At 37.5% G+C, this 17,382-nt stretch carries 18 protein-coding genes; 9 read left to right on the plus strand and 9 right to left on the minus strand.

The features are described from left to right. Together DHW03_RS13605 and DHW03_RS13610 are read left to right on the plus strand one after the other, a co-directional pair. A complete protein-coding gene (locus DHW03_RS13605; protein ID WP_109926380.1) occupies window positions 1–552 on the plus strand; it encodes an RNA polymerase sigma factor in 552 nt (183 codons plus the stop codon). A gap of 2 nt (window positions 553–554) precedes the next feature. Continuing rightward, complete coding sequence (locus DHW03_RS13610; RefSeq protein ID WP_109926631.1) at window positions 555–1,418, plus strand: anti-sigma factor; 864 nt, start codon at window positions 555–557, stop codon at window positions 1,416–1,418. Window positions 1,419–1,487: 69 nt separating this feature from the next. Here the strand turns inward: DHW03_RS13610 and DHW03_RS13615 are convergent, their stop codons facing one another. Next, window positions 1,488–2,192 (minus strand): AIM24 family protein, encoded by a 705-nt coding sequence (locus DHW03_RS13615; RefSeq protein ID WP_109926381.1) that lies wholly within the window; start codon window positions 2,190–2,192, stop codon window positions 1,488–1,490. A gap of 136 nt (window positions 2,193–2,328) precedes the next feature. Next, on the minus strand, window positions 2,329–3,834 hold the full coding sequence (locus DHW03_RS13620; RefSeq protein ID WP_240618537.1) for an NAD(P)H-hydrate dehydratase: 1,506 nt from the start codon (window positions 3,832–3,834) through the stop codon (window positions 2,329–2,331). 197 nt (window positions 3,835–4,031) lie between these two features. On the opposite strand from DHW03_RS13620, the gene DHW03_RS13625 reads away from it, so the two are divergent. From DHW03_RS13625 to DHW03_RS13635, 3 genes are all read left to right on the plus strand, one after another. Beyond that, entirely contained in the window at window positions 4,032–4,736 is a 705-nt protein-coding gene (locus DHW03_RS13625) for a gamma-glutamyl-gamma-aminobutyrate hydrolase family protein (protein WP_109926633.1), read from the plus strand. An 82-nt stretch (window positions 4,737–4,818) separates the two neighbouring features. Further along, a complete protein-coding gene (locus DHW03_RS13630) occupies window positions 4,819–6,768 on the plus strand; it encodes a beta-N-acetylhexosaminidase (RefSeq protein ID WP_109926382.1) in 1,950 nt (649 codons plus the stop codon). Between the two features lie 6 nt (window positions 6,769–6,774). After that, window positions 6,775–7,248: a CYTH domain-containing protein gene (locus DHW03_RS13635; protein WP_109926383.1), complete on the plus strand. Its 474-nt coding sequence runs from the start codon at window positions 6,775–6,777 to the stop codon at window positions 7,246–7,248. Between the two features lie 89 nt (window positions 7,249–7,337). On the opposite strand, the gene DHW03_RS13640 is transcribed toward DHW03_RS13635, so the two are convergent. Beyond that, on the minus strand, window positions 7,338–8,333 hold the full coding sequence (locus DHW03_RS13640; protein ID WP_109926384.1) for an FKBP-type peptidyl-prolyl cis-trans isomerase: 996 nt from the start codon (window positions 8,331–8,333) through the stop codon (window positions 7,338–7,340). A 177-nt stretch (window positions 8,334–8,510) separates the two neighbouring features. Continuing rightward, window positions 8,511–9,521 (minus strand): DHH family phosphoesterase, encoded by a 1,011-nt coding sequence (locus tag DHW03_RS13645; RefSeq protein WP_109926385.1) that lies wholly within the window; start codon window positions 9,519–9,521, stop codon window positions 8,511–8,513. A 243-nt stretch (window positions 9,522–9,764) separates the two neighbouring features. Here DHW03_RS13645 and DHW03_RS13650 point away from each other — a divergent pair, with 243 nt between their 5' ends. The 3 genes from DHW03_RS13650 to DHW03_RS19340 all read left to right on the plus strand — a co-directional run bounded on the left by DHW03_RS13650 (window position 9,765) and on the right by DHW03_RS19340 (window position 11,316). Then, complete coding sequence (locus DHW03_RS13650) at window positions 9,765–10,184, plus strand: nucleoside-diphosphate kinase (protein WP_109926386.1); 420 nt, start codon at window positions 9,765–9,767, stop codon at window positions 10,182–10,184. A 122-nt stretch (window positions 10,185–10,306) separates the two neighbouring features. Continuing rightward, a complete protein-coding gene (locus tag DHW03_RS13655; protein ID WP_109926387.1) occupies window positions 10,307–11,080 on the plus strand; it encodes an FKBP-type peptidyl-prolyl cis-trans isomerase in 774 nt (257 codons plus the stop codon). A 59-nt stretch (window positions 11,081–11,139) separates the two neighbouring features. Next, window positions 11,140–11,316, plus strand: a complete 177-nt coding sequence (locus DHW03_RS19340) for a hypothetical protein (protein ID WP_165825422.1) — start codon at window positions 11,140–11,142, stop codon at window positions 11,314–11,316. A gap of 82 nt (window positions 11,317–11,398) precedes the next feature. On the opposite strand, the gene DHW03_RS13660 is transcribed toward DHW03_RS19340, so the two are convergent. Both DHW03_RS13660 and recF read right to left on the minus strand, forming a co-directional pair. Further along, the gene (locus DHW03_RS13660; protein ID WP_109926388.1) at window positions 11,399–11,689 is read right to left on the minus strand and encodes a DUF721 domain-containing protein; all 291 of its coding nucleotides are present in this window, start codon (window positions 11,687–11,689) and stop codon (window positions 11,399–11,401) included. After that, window positions 11,682–12,785 carry a DNA replication/repair protein RecF gene (gene recF / locus DHW03_RS13665; protein ID WP_109926389.1) on the minus strand — a complete coding sequence of 368 codons (1,104 nt, stop codon included), beginning with the start codon at window positions 12,783–12,785 and terminating at the stop codon, window positions 11,682–11,684. The genes DHW03_RS13660 and recF overlap by 8 nt, the downstream gene beginning before the upstream one ends. A 125-nt stretch (window positions 12,786–12,910) precedes the next feature. On the opposite strand from recF, the gene DHW03_RS13670 reads away from it, so the two are divergent. Then, complete coding sequence (locus DHW03_RS13670) at window positions 12,911–13,576, plus strand: tetratricopeptide repeat protein (RefSeq protein ID WP_109926390.1); 666 nt, start codon at window positions 12,911–12,913, stop codon at window positions 13,574–13,576. 75 nt (window positions 13,577–13,651) lie between these two features. On the opposite strand, the gene pth is transcribed toward DHW03_RS13670, so the two are convergent. The 3 genes from pth to DHW03_RS13685 form a co-directional block, all read right to left on the minus strand. Next, window positions 13,652–14,212 carry an aminoacyl-tRNA hydrolase gene (pth, locus tag DHW03_RS13675; RefSeq protein WP_109926391.1) on the minus strand — a complete coding sequence of 187 codons (561 nt, stop codon included), beginning with the start codon at window positions 14,210–14,212 and terminating at the stop codon, window positions 13,652–13,654. 350 nt (window positions 14,213–14,562) lie between these two features. After that, on the minus strand, window positions 14,563–15,147 hold the full coding sequence (locus tag DHW03_RS13680; protein WP_109926392.1) for a 50S ribosomal protein L25/general stress protein Ctc: 585 nt from the start codon (window positions 15,145–15,147) through the stop codon (window positions 14,563–14,565). Window positions 15,148–15,236: 89 nt separating this feature from the next. Then, a complete protein-coding gene (locus tag DHW03_RS13685) occupies window positions 15,237–16,178 on the minus strand; it encodes a ribose-phosphate pyrophosphokinase (protein WP_109926634.1) in 942 nt (313 codons plus the stop codon). Window positions 16,179–17,382: the final 1,204 nt, after the last annotated feature.

The following is a 17,382-nucleotide window of genomic DNA, read 5'->3' on the forward strand; positions in this document are numbered from 1 at the left end:
GTGAGTGCATTAAAGAAAATAACCCTATCCGAGCCTGAACTTGTTTTGGCATTGCAATCGAAAGACCCTGCAATTCTAAAAACACTATATAGCATGTATTCATCGTCGTTATATGGCGTAATATCACGCATTATAACACATACCGAACTTGCGGAAGACGTACTTCAGGAAACTTTTGTAAAAATTTGGCAATCGGCATCACACTATGACAATACGAAGGGACGTTTATTTACCTGGATGATGAATATCGCCAGAAATCTCTCTATAGACAAACTACGATCTAAAGATTTTAAGAATTCACTCAAAAACCAAGACATCGAAAATAACGTAAGTTTTGTTGATGATCAAAACAAGGTAACGTTTAACCCCGATGTACTTGGCGTTAAACAACTTGTAGAGAACCTCAAACCTGATTTACAGGCGGTTCTTGATTTGGTTTATTACAAGGGCTTTACTCATGTAGAGGCCGCAGAAAAATTAGAGTTGCCTCTAGGAACGGTTAAAACCCGAATCCGATTGGCTATTATAGAATTGAGAAGGAATTTTAATTGAGCGTGGAAAATTTAAAAGCATATATCGAATCTGGAGTACTTGAACTGTACGTTTTAGGTGATTTATCGCCGGAAGAAACTGTGCAAGTTGAGGAAATGGCATCTCGCCACCCCGAGGTTAGAGATGAAATAGCTGCAATTGAGCAGGCTATGGAACAATATGCTATGCAAAATGCAGTTGAACCATCGGCAGATGTTGAAACTAAATTATTTGAATTGTTGGGACTGAATGAAGAAAAGGAAAGTCAAAATATTGCTTCAACTTCATTGGATTCAAATACAACTGAACAGACGAAGGTTGTTCAACTTGATACAAATTACACCAAGGTGAGAACGTTACGATATGCACTCGTTGCTTGCGTTGCATTGCTGATTGTAAGTCTTGCAAGCCTTTTTATCACCTACAACAAACTTAACGACGCCCACAATCAAATTGCGAGCTTAAATTTAGATAAACAAAAGTTTGCAGGTGTAGTGAGCAAATTGGAATTCGATAACCAAGGCCTAAGTAATATGGCCGAGATGACCGACAGTAAAGAATGGGCAACTATCCGATTGGAAGGACAGAAATTTAGTCCATCTTCCAAAATGAAGGTATATTGGAATAAGCAGAATAAAAATGTTTTAATAAACTATGTAGCGATGGATTTACCTAAAACAGATGCTGAACATGAATATCAGTTATGGGCATTAGTAAATGGCAAACCAGTTAGCTTGGGTGTATTTGGTGGCGATGAGAAAGCGAAAGAAGCGTTAGTGAAAATGCAAGCCATAGAACAAGCACAAGCTTTTGCGGTAACAGTAGAACCAAGAGGCGGAAGTGTTAATCCAACAATGGATAAACTAACCGTAATGGGTGGAGTTTAATTTAACATATAAATCACCAAGAAAAAGGTCCTGTAATTAATGAAATTACAGGACCTTTTTTTATTTAGACTATTTTTTCTCCAGGTATTTAACTTCTTCAAAAGGCTGTACCAATACCCAGCCTTCGCCAGAAAATTCCATTTGTAGAGACTCGCCGCTACCCCTTCCAATAAATGAACCAAATGTTAAATTGGTTTTTATTTTTGGCGATAGAAATTCTGACCAAGCAACTGTAGCATTTGGATCGGTGTAAACGGGTTGATTGGCCGTAACCTTTAATAAAATTGGCTCGCCATGTGTTGTTATGGCAATATAGCCACTTCCAGATAGTTTTACTTGAAACAAACCGCCACTCATCATTCCTGCCACGCTTTTTAGCATTTTGATTTCATTTTTGATGTTTTCTTCGAGTGCTAAAACATCGTTACCATTTACAAAAATGGATTCGTTTTGAAGTTTGATAATTTTGACCTTTTTGCCTTCATCAGCTAAGTACAATTTACCTGTGCCTGCGGCGTGCATCAGTTTGGTTCCTTCTCCCGATATTGCCTTTTTTAATAAACCACCCAAGCCTTTACTCAATAAGCCTTCTCTTTTAAAGTCTATATTGCCGATGTAAGCAACCATCGACCCTGCTTTAGCCATTATTTTTTGGTTGTTCATATTAACTTCTAATAGTGAAGGTTTCTCTAATTCGAAGAAATCATTTTCATTAGGGTTTTCTGCAGACTCTAGAATGAGTTCTGATAAAGTGTACTCTCTTTTTGTGCTCATAATTCGTTTGTATTTTCGTTATCCGATTTTGATTATTGAGTTTGCTAATCAAAACACCAGCCAAATTATTTAGAGAAATTAAAGCATTTGGTTATGATTGTTCAGATTAGATCATTAGAAAAACAGATCAAAACCACTATTTATCAATAGAGTCCATTATTTTTTTGATTTCTTTTGAAATTCTTTTGGCTACGCTAGCTGCGGTTACTACATAATTGCGCTTTGCTAAAAAGTCTCCCGCCTGCCCATGAATAAAGCAAGCCATCATTACCGCTTCATCGGGAGTGTATTTTTGGGCAATAAAACCCACAATTATTCCTGTTAAAACATCTCCCATTCCACCTTGCGCCATGGCTGGGTTACCAGTTGGGTTGATGTGTACTTTTCCATTTGGTAAGCATATCAATGTGAACTGATTTTTTAGCACGATGATGGTTTTCAATTTCTGAGCCTCCTGCCTAGCCGTTTGCACCCGATGCCACCAAGTTTTATGTTCGCCAAATAATCGATCAAACTCCTTTATGTGTGGGGTAAGAATAGTGTTCTCGGTCAATTTGCTCATTAAATCCTGTCGCTCAGCTAAAATATTTAGGGCATCTGCATCAATAACCAAAGGTTGTTCAGAAGCAATTAAGCTTTCCAAAAGCTTTTCATTTTCTGTTGAAACCCCTAAACCTGGCCCAATTGCAATGGCTTGATATTTAGCTGGGTTTTCAATTCGGGTATATTCATCACGGCTTAAGGCCATCACCTCTGGCATACTGGTATTTAGAGCAGTTAAGCCACTTTGCGGAATGCAGGCTGTTGTTAATCCAGCGCCTGTATGCAAACAGGCTGATACTGAAAGTAAAGCTGCACCCATTGTATTTGGCTGACCAGCAACAATTAAAGCATGTCCATATGTGCCTTTATGAGTAAAGAGTTTACGCGGCTTCAAAATTTGTTCAATGTCCCTTTTTTCAACTAAGCAGAAATCAGATGCCTCATTTTGTATAAAGTCTTCATCCAATCCAATTTCTACAACTTCAAATTTTTCGGTGGCATGTGCAGACTCAGGAAAGAAAAAATTAATTTTTGGACGTTGGAAACAGATGGCTTTAAAAGCCTTTACGCCATTATAATTTTCGGGCAGTTCGCCTTCTGCAAAAAAGCCAGTAGGCACATCAACTGCATAAACCTTTTTATTCAGTCCATTAATCAATTGTGCTAAGTCTTGGTAAGCACCTTCTAAAGGCTTATTTAACCCGGATCCTAAAATTGCATCGATAATGATGTCTGTTTCGATATGTTTAACATCAGAGACTTGATTAATTTCAAATCGATCGCATTGTGTCTCTGTTATTCGTTGAAGATTTATGGCAAAATCATCGCTTTGCTTTTTAGTAAAATTTATGATGTAAACTTTAATGTTTTCATATCCCTTCGCAATTAAAATATGGGCAATCGCTAATCCATCACCGCCATTATTTCCTTTTCCACAAAAAATAGCGATCTTCTTGGTGGTGTCGAACTCGTCTTTCACAAAACTTTTAACGAAGGCTCTAGCGGCATTTTCCATTAAATCGATTGAGGCAATGGGCGTAGTTGCAATGGTAAACTCGTCTGCCCTACGCATCTGTTCGGAAGTAAGCAATGTTTGCATATAGCCAATATAATGTTATCTGTTCAATAAATATAAATTGGTGGCGTATTGTTTCAAACATTAGAAATGTTAGGGCGTCTCTCATTTTTTGAATAAGCGCGTTGTTTGTAAGAATTTTATATTTTCGGCAAGCAATACCAATGGCTATTGTTAAATATGCTATTTTGGACTTCCATTACCATCTGCCAAGAAATACGATGAATCAAAAAATAATTATAGGGGTAACCGATTGCAGCAAATTTGAAATTTATAGTAACTGGGTTTTATCTTTCGGCGAAAACTTGGAAATTATACGTTTAGGTTATAAATTCCAGAATTTTGATGCCATTAAAAAATGCAATGGCATTGTTTTAACGGGTGGCGAAGACGTGCATCCAAGATTTTATAATCGATCAGAATATTACGAATACTGCTATGAAGATGACATCGATGAGGAACGTGATAAATTTGAATTTAGAGTATTATCCTACACGGAGGAGAACCAAATTCCTGTATTGGGCATTTGTCGTGGAATGCAAGTTGGCAATGTATATTTTGGTGGCACGTTAATTCCTGATATTGCTGCATGGGGCAAATTTAACCACGCAAAAATGCCCGATCAATCAGATCGTTACCACGAAATCATCGTAAATCCATCCTCATGGTTAAACCAAATTGTAAATACTGATAAAGGGATGGTGAACAGCAATCACCATCAAAGCACCGATAAAACAGGTAAAGGTTTAATTGTGAGTGCCATTTCTCCAGATGGCGTTACCGAAGCCATGGAACGCCTCTATCCAGAAGGGAAATCATTTTTGTGTTTCGTGCAATGGCATCCAGAAAGATTGAAAGATCAGAAAAGTCCATTTAGCAAAAATTTGCATGAGGCCTTTATTAATGCGATAAAAATCAATCTATAATCCCCTGTCTCGACATAATTAAAGCTTTTTTTAATAAATTGCGGATTATACTTATTCAATTAATTCGTAGTTTATATTATTGATGAAGAAATTATTCCTGATTATCTCTTGCTGTATCTTTACAGCCAATACATTTGCACAAAACATTGTAACCGAAACAGAGGCTGGCGATGCTGAAAACGCTCTTTTTCAAACACCCATAGCCATTATTCCAGAGCCGGTTTCGTTGATGAAGAAGTCTGGATCATTTACCTTACCAGAAAACGTAATTATTCAAGCACAGAAAGAGGGTGATTTAAAGCAGTCTATCAGCTTTCTTTCGAGTAGAATTACAACGGCGACAGGAAAATTCGTAAGCACCCTAAACAATTCCTCACATCCAACCATAAAATTAATTTTAAATGGTCAACCTGATGCCCAATTGGGTGCGGAAGGCTACAAATTAAATGTAAACCCTACACAGATTGTAATTACTGCAAATAAACCCGCAGGAATTTTTTACGGGGTGCAATCGCTCATACAATTATTTCCGGCAGAGATAGAAAGCAAAGAACTGGTAAACAATGTGAAATGGAAATTACCGTGTGTGGATATTGTAGATTACCCAAAACTGGGCTGGCGAGGATTAATGTTCGATGTAGCCCGCCATTTTTTCACCAAAGAAGAAGTAAAGCACTTTATTGATGATATGGTGCGCTATAAATTTAATCTGCTTCATTTGCATTTGGCAGATGATGAGGGCTGGCGAATTGAAATAAAGGGCCTGCCTAAGCTTACTGAAGTAGGCGCTTGGAGCGTTAAAAAAACTGGAACTTTTGGCGATTTCATCCCCCCTACGGCAGACGAACCTAGAACCTATGGTGGCTTTTACACCCAAGAAGATATAAAAGAACTTGTTCAATATGCGCAAGAACGTTTTGTAAACATTCTTCCTGAAATTGATGTTCCAGGCCATAGTTTAGCCGTAATCGCCTCTTATCCAGAATTATCATGCACACCTGAATCGGTAAATTATAAAGTCCGTTCGGGAGAAAAAATTATGGATTGGAGTAGGGGCGCGCCACCAATTGCGCTTGTAGACAATACGCTGTGCCCAGCAAATGAAAAGGTATATAGCTTTTTAGATACTGTGATTACGCAAATAGCACAACTCTTCCCTTTTGAATACATACACATGGGTGGCGATGAAGCTTCTCATAATTATTGGGAAAAGAACGATCAGGTAAAACAACTCATGCTGCGCGAAGGGTTAAAAACCATCCCACAGGTACAGGCGTATTTTGAAAAACGAGTAGAGCAAATTGTAGTGGCCAAGGGTAAAAAGTTTATGGGCTGGGATGAAATTTTAGACGGCGGGATTTCTCCAACGGCTGCAGTAATGAGCTGGAGGGGAATGAAATACGGGATCCAAGCCGCTAACGATAAACATAATGTAGTGATGAGCCCAACAGATTTTGCCTATTTAGATTATATGCAGGCCGATGTAAGCACCGAGCCTAGGGTGTATGCCTCACTCCGATTAAATAAGGTGTATCAGTTTAATCCGACACCAGCTGGTGTTAATGCACAATACATTATCGGTGCCCAAGCCAATTTATGGACAGAACAAGTGTATAATTTCCGTCAGGTAGAATATATGCTTTGGCCTAGGGCTTTCGCCATATCTGAATCCATTTGGAGCCCTATTGAAAAGAAAAACTGGACAAACTTTGTGGATAGAACTGAACAACATTTTAAACGTTTAGACTTGGCAGAAGTGAAATACAGTCCTGCAATTTACGATCCTATCGTTACCGTAAAACGCAGCGCAGATAAACAATTATTAATCGAATTGACACCAGAAGTGGATAATTTAGACATTTACTACAGTTTTGATAATTCTACTCCAGATCGGTTTTATCCAAAATATACAGCGGCATTACAAGTTCCGAAAGATGCCAGTTTACTTAAAATTATCACATACAGAGGTAAACAACCCATCGGAAGGCTCATGAGCATATTGGTATCAGACTTACAAAAAAGAGCTAAGTAAGCAGCTATGGGACAGGAGATAGAAAGAAAGTTTTTAATCAATCGCGAACAATGGCTCGAAGTTGATAAACCGATTGGACAGCATTTTAGGCAGGGCTATATCTTAACTGATCCGAACAAAACCATTAGGGTAAGAACCACAGAAACTAAAGGCTTTTTAACGATTAAGGGCATTTCTACAGGTGCCTCTCGTTTGGAATATGAATATGAAATCCCATTAAGCGAAGCCACTGAATTGTTGGATAATTTTGCAGAGTCAGAACTCGAGAAAATCAGATATGTAATCACTTTCCGAGAAAAGGTTTGGGAGGTTGATGAGTTTCTAGGCGATAATTTTGGTTTAATGGTAGCCGAAATTGAACTGACCAGTGAAGATGAGGCATTTGATCTTCCAGAATGGATTGATCAAGAAGTAACTGAAGATCAGAAGTATTACAACTCCAATCTAACCCTAAATCCTTACAAACACTGGGCTGACTAGGACATAAAATCGCAGTTTCTATAAAAAAGCAAAAGGCTTAAGATGTAAAAATCCTAAGCCTTTTGCTTTATGGGTTAATTTTACCGCTATTATTTGGTAGCTGGTGCCATTGCTGGAGCTGGCATTTGTGCAACTGCCGAACCTTTTTTGATTCCTTTTAACTCAATATCAAATACCAATGGAGTGAATGGGTTGATTGGACCACCACCGTTTTCACCGTAACCTAATTTAGATGGGATAACAATTTTGATTTTACCACCCACACCAATTAATTGAACACCTTCGATAAATCCTGGAGCCAATTGACCAAGTACTAAAGGACGAGCAGCATATTGTGCCATTGGAGAGAAGATACCTGCCTCTTTAGCAATTTTAGCATTTGATGTATCAAATACGTTGATTTTGCCATCGCCTTTTTTGTTTGTGAACTGACCAGTGTAATCAACCATTACCGTATCTGTTAAAGCTGCTCTTTCTGAATTTCCAGCTGCTTCGATTACGTATTGTAAGCCTGATGCAGATGTGGTGGTTTTTAGGTTATTATCAGAAACATATTTTTTGATTTTACCTTCTTCGGAAGCCTTGTTTTTAGCAATTAAAGCTTTGTATTCTGTTTCGAAAAACGCTCTTTTCTTTTTCTCAAAAGTAGAATCTGGTTCATTAGCTGCTTTATGCAAAACCTTTTCGATTTTTACGGTGAAAGTGGCGTAGTTATCTTTAGTACCAGTTGGTTTAGGTTGGCCCGAATATTTAGCCATTGAATCTAAATTCAATTTGAAAGTTGCGCTATCGCCTTCACCTAATAATTTTAATGCCGCAACCATATCGCCTTTAAACATCGATTTGCTGATTGGGAAAAACGCCGGACGCTCGTTATCATAGGTATTTACCAATGTAGAATCGCCATTGCTTTTGGTTTCGATAACTTGAATACCGTTTAATTTTACAAAATCGCCCTCTTGGATTTTTGCCTTTCCTTCGCTTTTGTAAATCTTGTAGGTCATGTCGCCCTCACCTTTTTCAAACTTGTTACAAGCAGCTAAACCTAAAGTTGCTGCTGCCAGAATAATAATTCCTTTTTTCATCTATTGTATAATTTGTTTTTTAATTGTGATGAAGCTATCAGATTTTTCACGTATAAATTTCGCCATTGTGTTCAAGAACGCGCTAGCTCGGTTTATTTATCCCTCTTTGGGGTTGGAAAAATTATGATGGTTTCATTTTGTTGTTTTAAAACTTTTAATTTTTATTTGCCTGTTGCTTTATGCAATGAGTTGATTTTTATATTCTTCCAAAATGGATTTAAATTCATCTACCACTACATTTAGTGGTTTTTCTGCTGCACCACCTGCGGCGTTTCTGTGGCCTCCACCATTAAAATATTTTTTACAGATTTCATTGGCTGGAAAATCTCCGGTAGAGCGAACGGATAGTTTAACCTTATCTGATCGTTCTACAATTAAAGCCGCCAAACGGATGCCGTTGATGGAAAGTGCGTAATTTACTACCCCTTCCGTATCTCCCGTTGCGCTATGATATTGTGCCAGCTCATCTTTCGTTACCGAAATTATGGCGGTATTGTATTCTCTCAAAACCTCTAGTTTGTTTGATAAGCAATAACCCAAGAAACGTAAACGATTTTCGCTTGCATTATCATATACCAATTGATGAATTTTATCGTGCTCAGCACCCAAATCGATTAGGTTGGCAGCAATGCGATAAACTTCTGAGGTTGCAGATGCAAAACGGAACGAACCAGAATCAGTCATGATGCCCGTATATAAACAAGATGCGACATCTTTATTTATGCCACCCTTATCCTCTAATTGATTCACAATAAAATCGTAAACCAATTGAGCTGCTGCGCAGGCATTAATATCCCAATGGCGGTAATCGTCAAAATCTTCCGGTTCCAAATGGTGGTCGATCATTACTTTTTTTGCACCAGCCGCCCTAACCAATTCACCCAATTCGTTTATTCTACTTAGCGTATTGAAATCTAAACAGAAGATGATTGAGGCTTCATTTACTAACTTCGCAGCTTCTTCCTGCGCTTCGGTAAAAATAATTACATCAGAATTGTTGGGCATCCAATGCAAAAAGCTCGGATAGTCGGTAGGTGTGATCACTTTAACATGATGACCTTTTTGAATTAGGTATCCATACAAACCCAACGATGAACCTAGTGCGTCGCCGTCTGGTTTGTGATGTGTAGTAATCACGATTCTTTGTGGCGTTGCCAATAAGGATTTTAACTCTGTTAATGTAAGCATATATTTTTTGCGTTGCAAAGCTAAGGATTTTTACTCTAGGATTAAAGAATTTTAAGCAGCTGATGGAGGCCTTGTTAAAATAAATACAAGTAATTGAAAAACAATTTGTTACAGAATAATCTTATATAATATTAGGCAGCGAGATGAATGGTATCGGCATTAAACAACAGCCCTTACGATCTAAACAGTTGATTATTCCTCAATTAAAACGTATTTTTGCACAAAATTTGATATTTAAACACAATGAGCACTAACAGAACATTTACCATGATTAAGCCTGATGCAGTAGCAAACGGCCATATTGGAGCTATTTTAAACGACATTACCAATGCAGGTTTCAAAATCATTGCATTAAAATATACTAAACTCACTGATGAAACTGCTGGTCAGTTTTATGCAGTTCATGCTGAACGTCCTTTCTACAAAGATTTGGTAAGCTTCATGTCTTCTGGACCAATTGTAGCTGCAATTTTAGAGAAAGATAACGCTATTGAAGATTTCAGAAAGTTAATCGGCGCTACTAACCCAGCTGAAGCTGCAGAAGGTACCATCCGTCAGAAATATGCTAAATCTATTGATGCAAATGCAGTTCATGGTTCAGATTCTGATGAGAATGCAGAAATAGAAGGTAACTTCTTCTTCAAAGCAGACGAACGTTTCTAAGCGAAATTATTCTATAATCATAAAACCTCGGATATTTCGGGGTTTTATTGTTTTATAGTTTTGTATCTTCGGACCTATAAGTCATCCCATTTAAACTTAAAAATATAATTAAAATTTAAAGAATGAAAAAAGTTTTCTTAATGGTGTTCGTGTCGGGTATGGCTATCGCATCGTTTGCACAAACAAAAAAAACAGTAAGTAAAAAACCTGTAGCTAAAAAAACAACAATTGCAGGCAAAACCTCTACAACAATCACGGGATTAAAATCAAGTTTAGATACTACAAGTTATGCCTTCGGTATTTCAATTGGAAGTGGTTTAAAAGCAACGGGCTTAAGCTCGCTTAACTACGATGCGCTACTAAAAGGACTTAAAGAAGCATTTAAAGGGGCTAATACTGCCTTAAGCCAACAACAAGTACAAAAATGTATTAACGACGCTTTAACAAAATCTTCTGAAAGTAAAAACAAGGCTGAAGCTGAAGCCAATAGAATTAAATATGCACCTATGATTAAAGAAGGACAAGCCTTTTTAGATGAAAACAAAAAACGTGCTGGCGTGCAAACCACCGCTAGTGGCTTACAATATGAAGTAATTACCGCTGGTACTGGTGTTAAGCCAACTGCAACCGATTCAGTTTTGGTTCACTACAAAGGAACGTTATTAAACGGAGAACAATTCGACAGTTCTTACGATAGAGGTAAACCAACTGCTTTTACTTTAAACCAAGTAATTACAGGTTGGACAGAAGGCTTGCAGTTAATGCCTGCTGGTTCTAAGTACAAATTTTTCATTCCGTATAACTTAGCTTACGGCGAACGCAGTGCTGGAGCAAGCATTCCACCGTATAGCACTTTGATTTTCGAAGTAGAATTATTGAAAGTAAACGGAAAATAACGGTTTGCTAAAACTTTCTTTACCTATCGGATGTTAGCTATTACAAAATTAACAACGATATGAAAAGAGCATTTCCATTAGTACTGATCGCATTTTTATGCAGCACCCTAAGCAGTTGTGAACTGATTGGTGGTATTTTTAAAGCCGGCGTTTGGGTTGGCGTTATTGTAGTGGTAGTGGTTGTCGCTCTGCTGATTTGGATTTTAGCAAAAATCTTTGGCGGCGGTAACGGATAGTTAAATTTCCAGCTTCTTTTTATACAGAGGTTGCCCTTCAAAATACTAGATCTGTAAGGCCGAAATTCGGCTTTACAGGTCTTTAAAGAAAAACCATCTCATTAATGACTTCGCTTCCCGCATGTTCATTAAGCTTTTGGATAATTCCCTGCCTTACCATAACCAATTCATTTTTGATTACTGAAGATTCTATTCGGATAAAAAGCTTTTTATCTTTAATGTAAATCTGGGTAGTGCGGTTGGCAATGGCCGTACCCATAATTTCAGGCCAAATGGCGAGAATAGACGTTTCATCGAATTTACGGCGTAACCGATACACATCCAGCATCTTACTGAAAGCATCTTTTAAGGTAACATCATTAGGTTTACGCATGTGTGATTATTCCATTTTCAACGTCGAACAAAGTTACATCAACTTCTATTTTTTTAAAAATCGATTTTACCCTTTCAATTCCGGTATCGGTAATAAAAATTTGTCCGAAATCGTGGTGAGAAACCATTTGCATTAACTTTTGTACGCGGTTATCGTCTAATTTATCAAAAATATCATCTAACAAAAGCAAAGGCTTAAAACCCTTATTCTTAGCTAGATATGCATACTGGGCAAGCTTTAGCGCAATTAAAAAGGATTTTTGTTGCCCCTGAGAACCAAATTTTTTAAGTGGCATGCCCGTAATTACAAAAGCCAACTCATCTTTATGAATCCCGGTGGTTGTTCTCTCTAAGATACGATCTTTCTCTACCGATTTTTGCAGAAGTTCTTCAAAACCTACATCTTTCAACTGCGATTGGTAATTTAACTCTACCGTTTCTTTGTTATCGGTAAGGTAACTATAATATTGATTGAAAAGTGGAATAAACTCATCCATAAATGCTTTTCTAATCTGGAATATTTTGTTTCCCGCCATTACCAACTGTTCATCCAAAATTTGAAGTAAGGTGGCGTCATAGCGCTTGGTAGCGGCGATTTGCTTAAGCAATGCATTTCGGTTGGCCAATATGCGGTTGTAGGTAATGAGTTGATCGAGATAGTGTGCGTCTGTTTGGGAAATTACATTGTCTATAAACTTCCGGCGCTCTTCGCTACCTTCCATAATCAGATTTACATCATACGGAGAAACCATCACCACTGGAAACAAACCAATATGATCTGCCAGTTTATCGTATTCTTTTTTATTGCGTTTGAACTGCTTTTTTTGATTCCGTTTTACTCCGCAACTAATTTTTTCATTCTTGTGGTTACGATCGAAATCGCCTTGAATCATAAAAACCTCTTCACCAGCTTTTATTTGTTGTCCATCAATAGGATTGAAGTAGCTTTTGCACAGGCACAGGTAATGAATTGCATCGAGCATGTTGGTTTTGCCCGATCCATTGTTGCCTGTAAAAACGTTTACGGTCTCCGAAAAATGAAGATCTGCATCGGTATAGTTTTTAAAATTTAGAAGCGTAATATTCTTTAACCACATAAATAGAGCGCAATTTACCGATTTTTAGCCTCTAAATAACTAATGTTTAATTAAATAGTTCAAAATAAAGATTGATTCTTTGACTGAAAAATGTATTTTTGCAATCTTAAATTTTTTAATCAAACATGTCTACAACAGATAACCAGACAATTCAACCTACTAAAAAAGGTTCATTTTTACAGGAAAATAATAAAAGCTTGCTATTTATAGCTGGTGCAGTAGTGTTATTAATCGCAGTATATTTTTGGTATCAAAACGTATATTTAAAAGGCCGCGCAGAAGAAGCTGCAAGCAAAATGTTCAGATCTGAACAATATATCGGTATTGATTCTTTATCAAATAAAGCAATCAAAGGCGAGGGTGGCTATCCAGGTTTGGAAAAAATTGCAGAGGACTATGACAATACAAAATCAGCAAACTTAGCTAACTTATATTTAGGTGGTATTTACCTTCGTAAGGGAGAATATAAACAAGCTGTGGAGGCTTTGAGTAAATATAGTGCTACTGGTAGCCCTGTTGCAGATCCATTGGCTTTAGGTTTGTTAGGTGATGCTTATAGCGAATTGAAAGATTACAAACAAGCTGCTACCTATTACAAAAAAGCTTCTGATAAGGCTAGTAAATTCACTTCTCCGATGTTCTTGAAAAAATTAGGTTTGGTTAATGAAAACTTAAAAGATTTTAAAGGTGCTGTAGAAGCATATAGCAAAATCAAATCTCAATACCCTGAAAGCCAAGAAGCTCAATTAGTTGATGCTTATATTGCAAGAGCTCAAGGTCAAGTTAAATAAGCAAGAAATAACTATACAAGGAAAAGGCTATCGTAAGATGGCCTTTTTTGTTTTACTGTAATTTTGGGGATTGAACTATTTATTAAATGCCGTCATCGTGTGTGCGGGGCCAATAGTAACGAAGCTTTTGATTAATTCTACACTTTTATCAATGAGTGCTGGCAATTCTAGTTGCTCATTTTTATCAAACAGGCCTAAAACAAAATCAACCTGCCTACCTTTCGGGTAATCGTTCCCGATGCCGAAGCGTAAGCGTGCATAATTTTGCCCGCCACAAACTTCCTCTATACTTTTTAAGCCATTATGCCCAGCGCTAGAACCTTGCAGTTTTAAGCGGAGCTTACCGAGTGGCAAAGCCAAGTCATCAACCACTACAAGTACATTTTCTGGGGCAATCTTGAGTTCTTTCATCCAATAGTTCACGGCCTTACCACTCAAATTCATAAAAGTGGTTGGTTTGATTACGTGGAGTTTTTTGCCTTTGAAACCCACCTCAGCATAATAGGCCAAGCGCAGGTTTTGAAAGCTTCCATCTAAATTTTTAACCAGTTCATCGGCAATATCAAATCCAATATTATGCCTGGTGTGTGCGTAATCGGGTCCAATATTTCCTAAGCCAACTATAAGATATTTCATGTTTGCAAAGGTAAAAGCTTAATTGGAAAGAAGAAAGATTATTCAGAATGATTTGGATGAAGCAAAAAAATTGGGAAGCATGTACGGGCATACACTTAGATACAAGCCTAGCACAAGCGCTCGGTAGTGATTAGTACGATATTCATAAGCATAACGAGTTACAAATTTACCTAGGATTTAAGATGCTGAATTAAATTCAGCATGACGGACGTACCATAAAGCTAAACACTCGAAATTTTTGCTCAATCCGATGATTTTGACATACTTGAATTTTGAAAAACCAGCACAAAAAAAGCGACACAAATTTGTGTCGCTTAATTCTGTAATCAAGAGATTTAAGTCCCTCTAAATTATTTTTTACCTTTAGCAGCTTCAGTTTCTGCTTGTTTTAATGCTCTACTCATACCTACAGAAACGATAGTATCTTCTGGAGTATTGGTAATAACATAACCTTCACCTTTAATATCACGAACGCGAACTAAACCACCAACTTCTAATGTGCTGATGCTTACTTCTACGGTTTGAGGCATTGATGCTGGTAAAGCTTTAACACGAAGTTTGCGTAATTTCTGAACCATTTTACCCCCCATTTTAACACCTGGAGAAGTTCCTGTTAATTTTACAGGGATTTCCATAACGATTTCTTTATCATCGAATAATTGAAGAAAATCGATGTGCATTAAAACATCAGTTAATGGGTGAAACTGAGTGTCTTTAACGATTGCTTTAGTTTTTGCACCGTTTACTTCAATTTCTACAAAGTTTGCTTCTGGAGTGTAAATTACATCTCTTAAGTCTGCAATAACAACAGCTAAATGTTGTTGTGATGTACCACCATACAATACCGCAGGAACTTTACCTTCGTAACGAAGCTCTTTGGCATCGCGTTTCCCTACGTTCTCTCTTGGAGAACCGCTAATTGCGATTGTTTTCATTTTATTTTTATTTAATTATTAATATCCAGTATTTGGTATCGATCATGAAGACCTTAAGCCTTCTTCCCTCAACCTTCTACCTTATTTTATTACACTTTAAATAGGTCGCTTATTGAACCGTGCTCGTTTACATTTGCAATTGCTCTTGCAAATAAACTGGCTGTACTGAGCTGCCTAATTTTTGAACTTTGCATTTTCAACGGTATGGTATCAGTTACAATCAGTTCTGTTAATACCGAGTTTTCTACCGTTTCAATAGCTTTACCCGATAACACCGCGTGAGTACATACTGCTCTAACGCTGGCTGCACCGTTTTCCATAATTAATGCTGCTGCTTTCGATAATGTTCCGGCAGTATCGCAAATATCATCTATCAACACTACATCTTGCCCGGTTACATCTCCAATAATCGACATCGATTCGATTTCATTGGCGCGTTTACGGCGTTTATCACAAATAATAACTTCTGCATTAAAAAACTTTGCAAAAGTACGTGCCCTGTAAGAGCCACCCATATCTGGTGATGCAATGGTTAGGTTTTTTAAACCTAAACTTTTTATATAGGGCACAAAAATAACCGATCCATCTAAGTGATCTACCGGAATATCAAAGAAACCTTGTATTTGTGCGGCATGCAAATCCATCGTCATGATGCGGTGGATACCTGCCGATTTTAATAAGTTTGCTACCAATTTAGCGCCGATTGCTACACGAGGTTTGTCTTTTCTATCTTGACGGGCTAAACCATAATAAGGAACAACTGCGGTAATGTAATGTGCTGAAGCTCTTTTAGCGGCATCAACCATTAGCAAAAGTTCCATTAAGTTATCGCTTGGCTGATAAGTAGATTGGATTAAGAAAACATCGCAACCACGGATTGATTCATCAAAAGAAGGTTGAAACTCGCCATCACTGAATTTGTGAATGGTTACTTCGCCCAATGGCTTGCCGTAACTTTCAGCTATCTTAAGTGATAATTCTCTAGAACCTGTTCCAGAGAAAAGCTTTACCTGGTTAAACTGCAATGGCATGATTCCGTGTAGTTTACGGGTTAAAAAAAATCGGATCATGTATTTTACACGACCCGATGTTAAACTTAAGTTGTCCGACCTGGATTCGAACCAAGACAAACAGTACCAAAAACTGTCGTACTACCCTTATACTATCGGACAAAAGCAATTCGAGGATCTCTCTCTCGATTGGGAATGCAAATGTAGGCAGGTTATTTTAAATATGCAAGTGTGTTTTAAAAAAAATTGAAAAATATTTTGGGCTATAAATAAATACGCTTTGGGGTTAACATCTTATTTTCAAAGCCTTTTTTGACTTGGAAAACGATAACTCTTTTACTATCAGTTCATACCAAATCGGGAAGCTTTCTAAAAAAATATACAAATATAAAGATGTGGGGTATTTTTTTTTGAAATTTACGGTCGGCTCTAATCCGAAATGTAAGCCTTACACCAACCGGACTAACTCGGTGCAACAACGAAGCTGGATGTGTTTTTTTGGAAATTTACGGTTCGGTAATGCTTTGCCGATTTCAGTCCTGTGTTGCGCTAAATCCTCGATGAAAAATCGGGGGATACCGCTTCACCCAGGTTTAAAATGTACGGCCGGCTGCAATCCTAAATGTAAATCTTACATCAACCAGACTAACTCAGTGCAACAACGAAAATGGATGTATTTTTTTTGGAAATTTATGGTTCGGTAATGCTTTGCCGATTTCAGTCCTGTGTTGCGCTAAATCCCCGATGAAAAATCGGGGGATACCGCTTCACCCAGGTTTAAAATGTACGGTCGGCTACAATCCGAGTTGTTAAAAGATAGTTTTGTTATCCAACTCAAGTAATAAATTTTTAGTGTTGGTACGTGGGGAAACGTACCAAGGCGGCTGTGTTAGTTGCGCTCAAAATACCAAGTGTAAGCCTTATGAGCTTTGAGGGGTGCTAATTAAGTTCTTTGCAGTGCCTTGAGTAAAATAAACCTAATTGGAGCGGGCACGAACGGAGTGAGTAAAGCGGAAAGTAGGACTAACATTAACATGAAATACAGGTTTTGCTTTTCTAATTTTTCAAACCATTCTTAGCGAAATGTATAGCTCAGAATTAGGACTAACATTAATATGAAATACAGGTTTTGCTTTTCTAATTTTTTAAACCATTCTTAGCGAAATGTATAGCTCAGAATTAGGACTAACATTAATATGAACTACAGGCTTTGCTTTTCTGGTTT

Origin of the sequence: Pedobacter yonginensis, assembly GCF_003173595.1 — a bacterium.
GTDB classification, from domain to species: Bacteria; Bacteroidota; Bacteroidia; order Sphingobacteriales; family Sphingobacteriaceae; genus Pedobacter; species Pedobacter yonginense.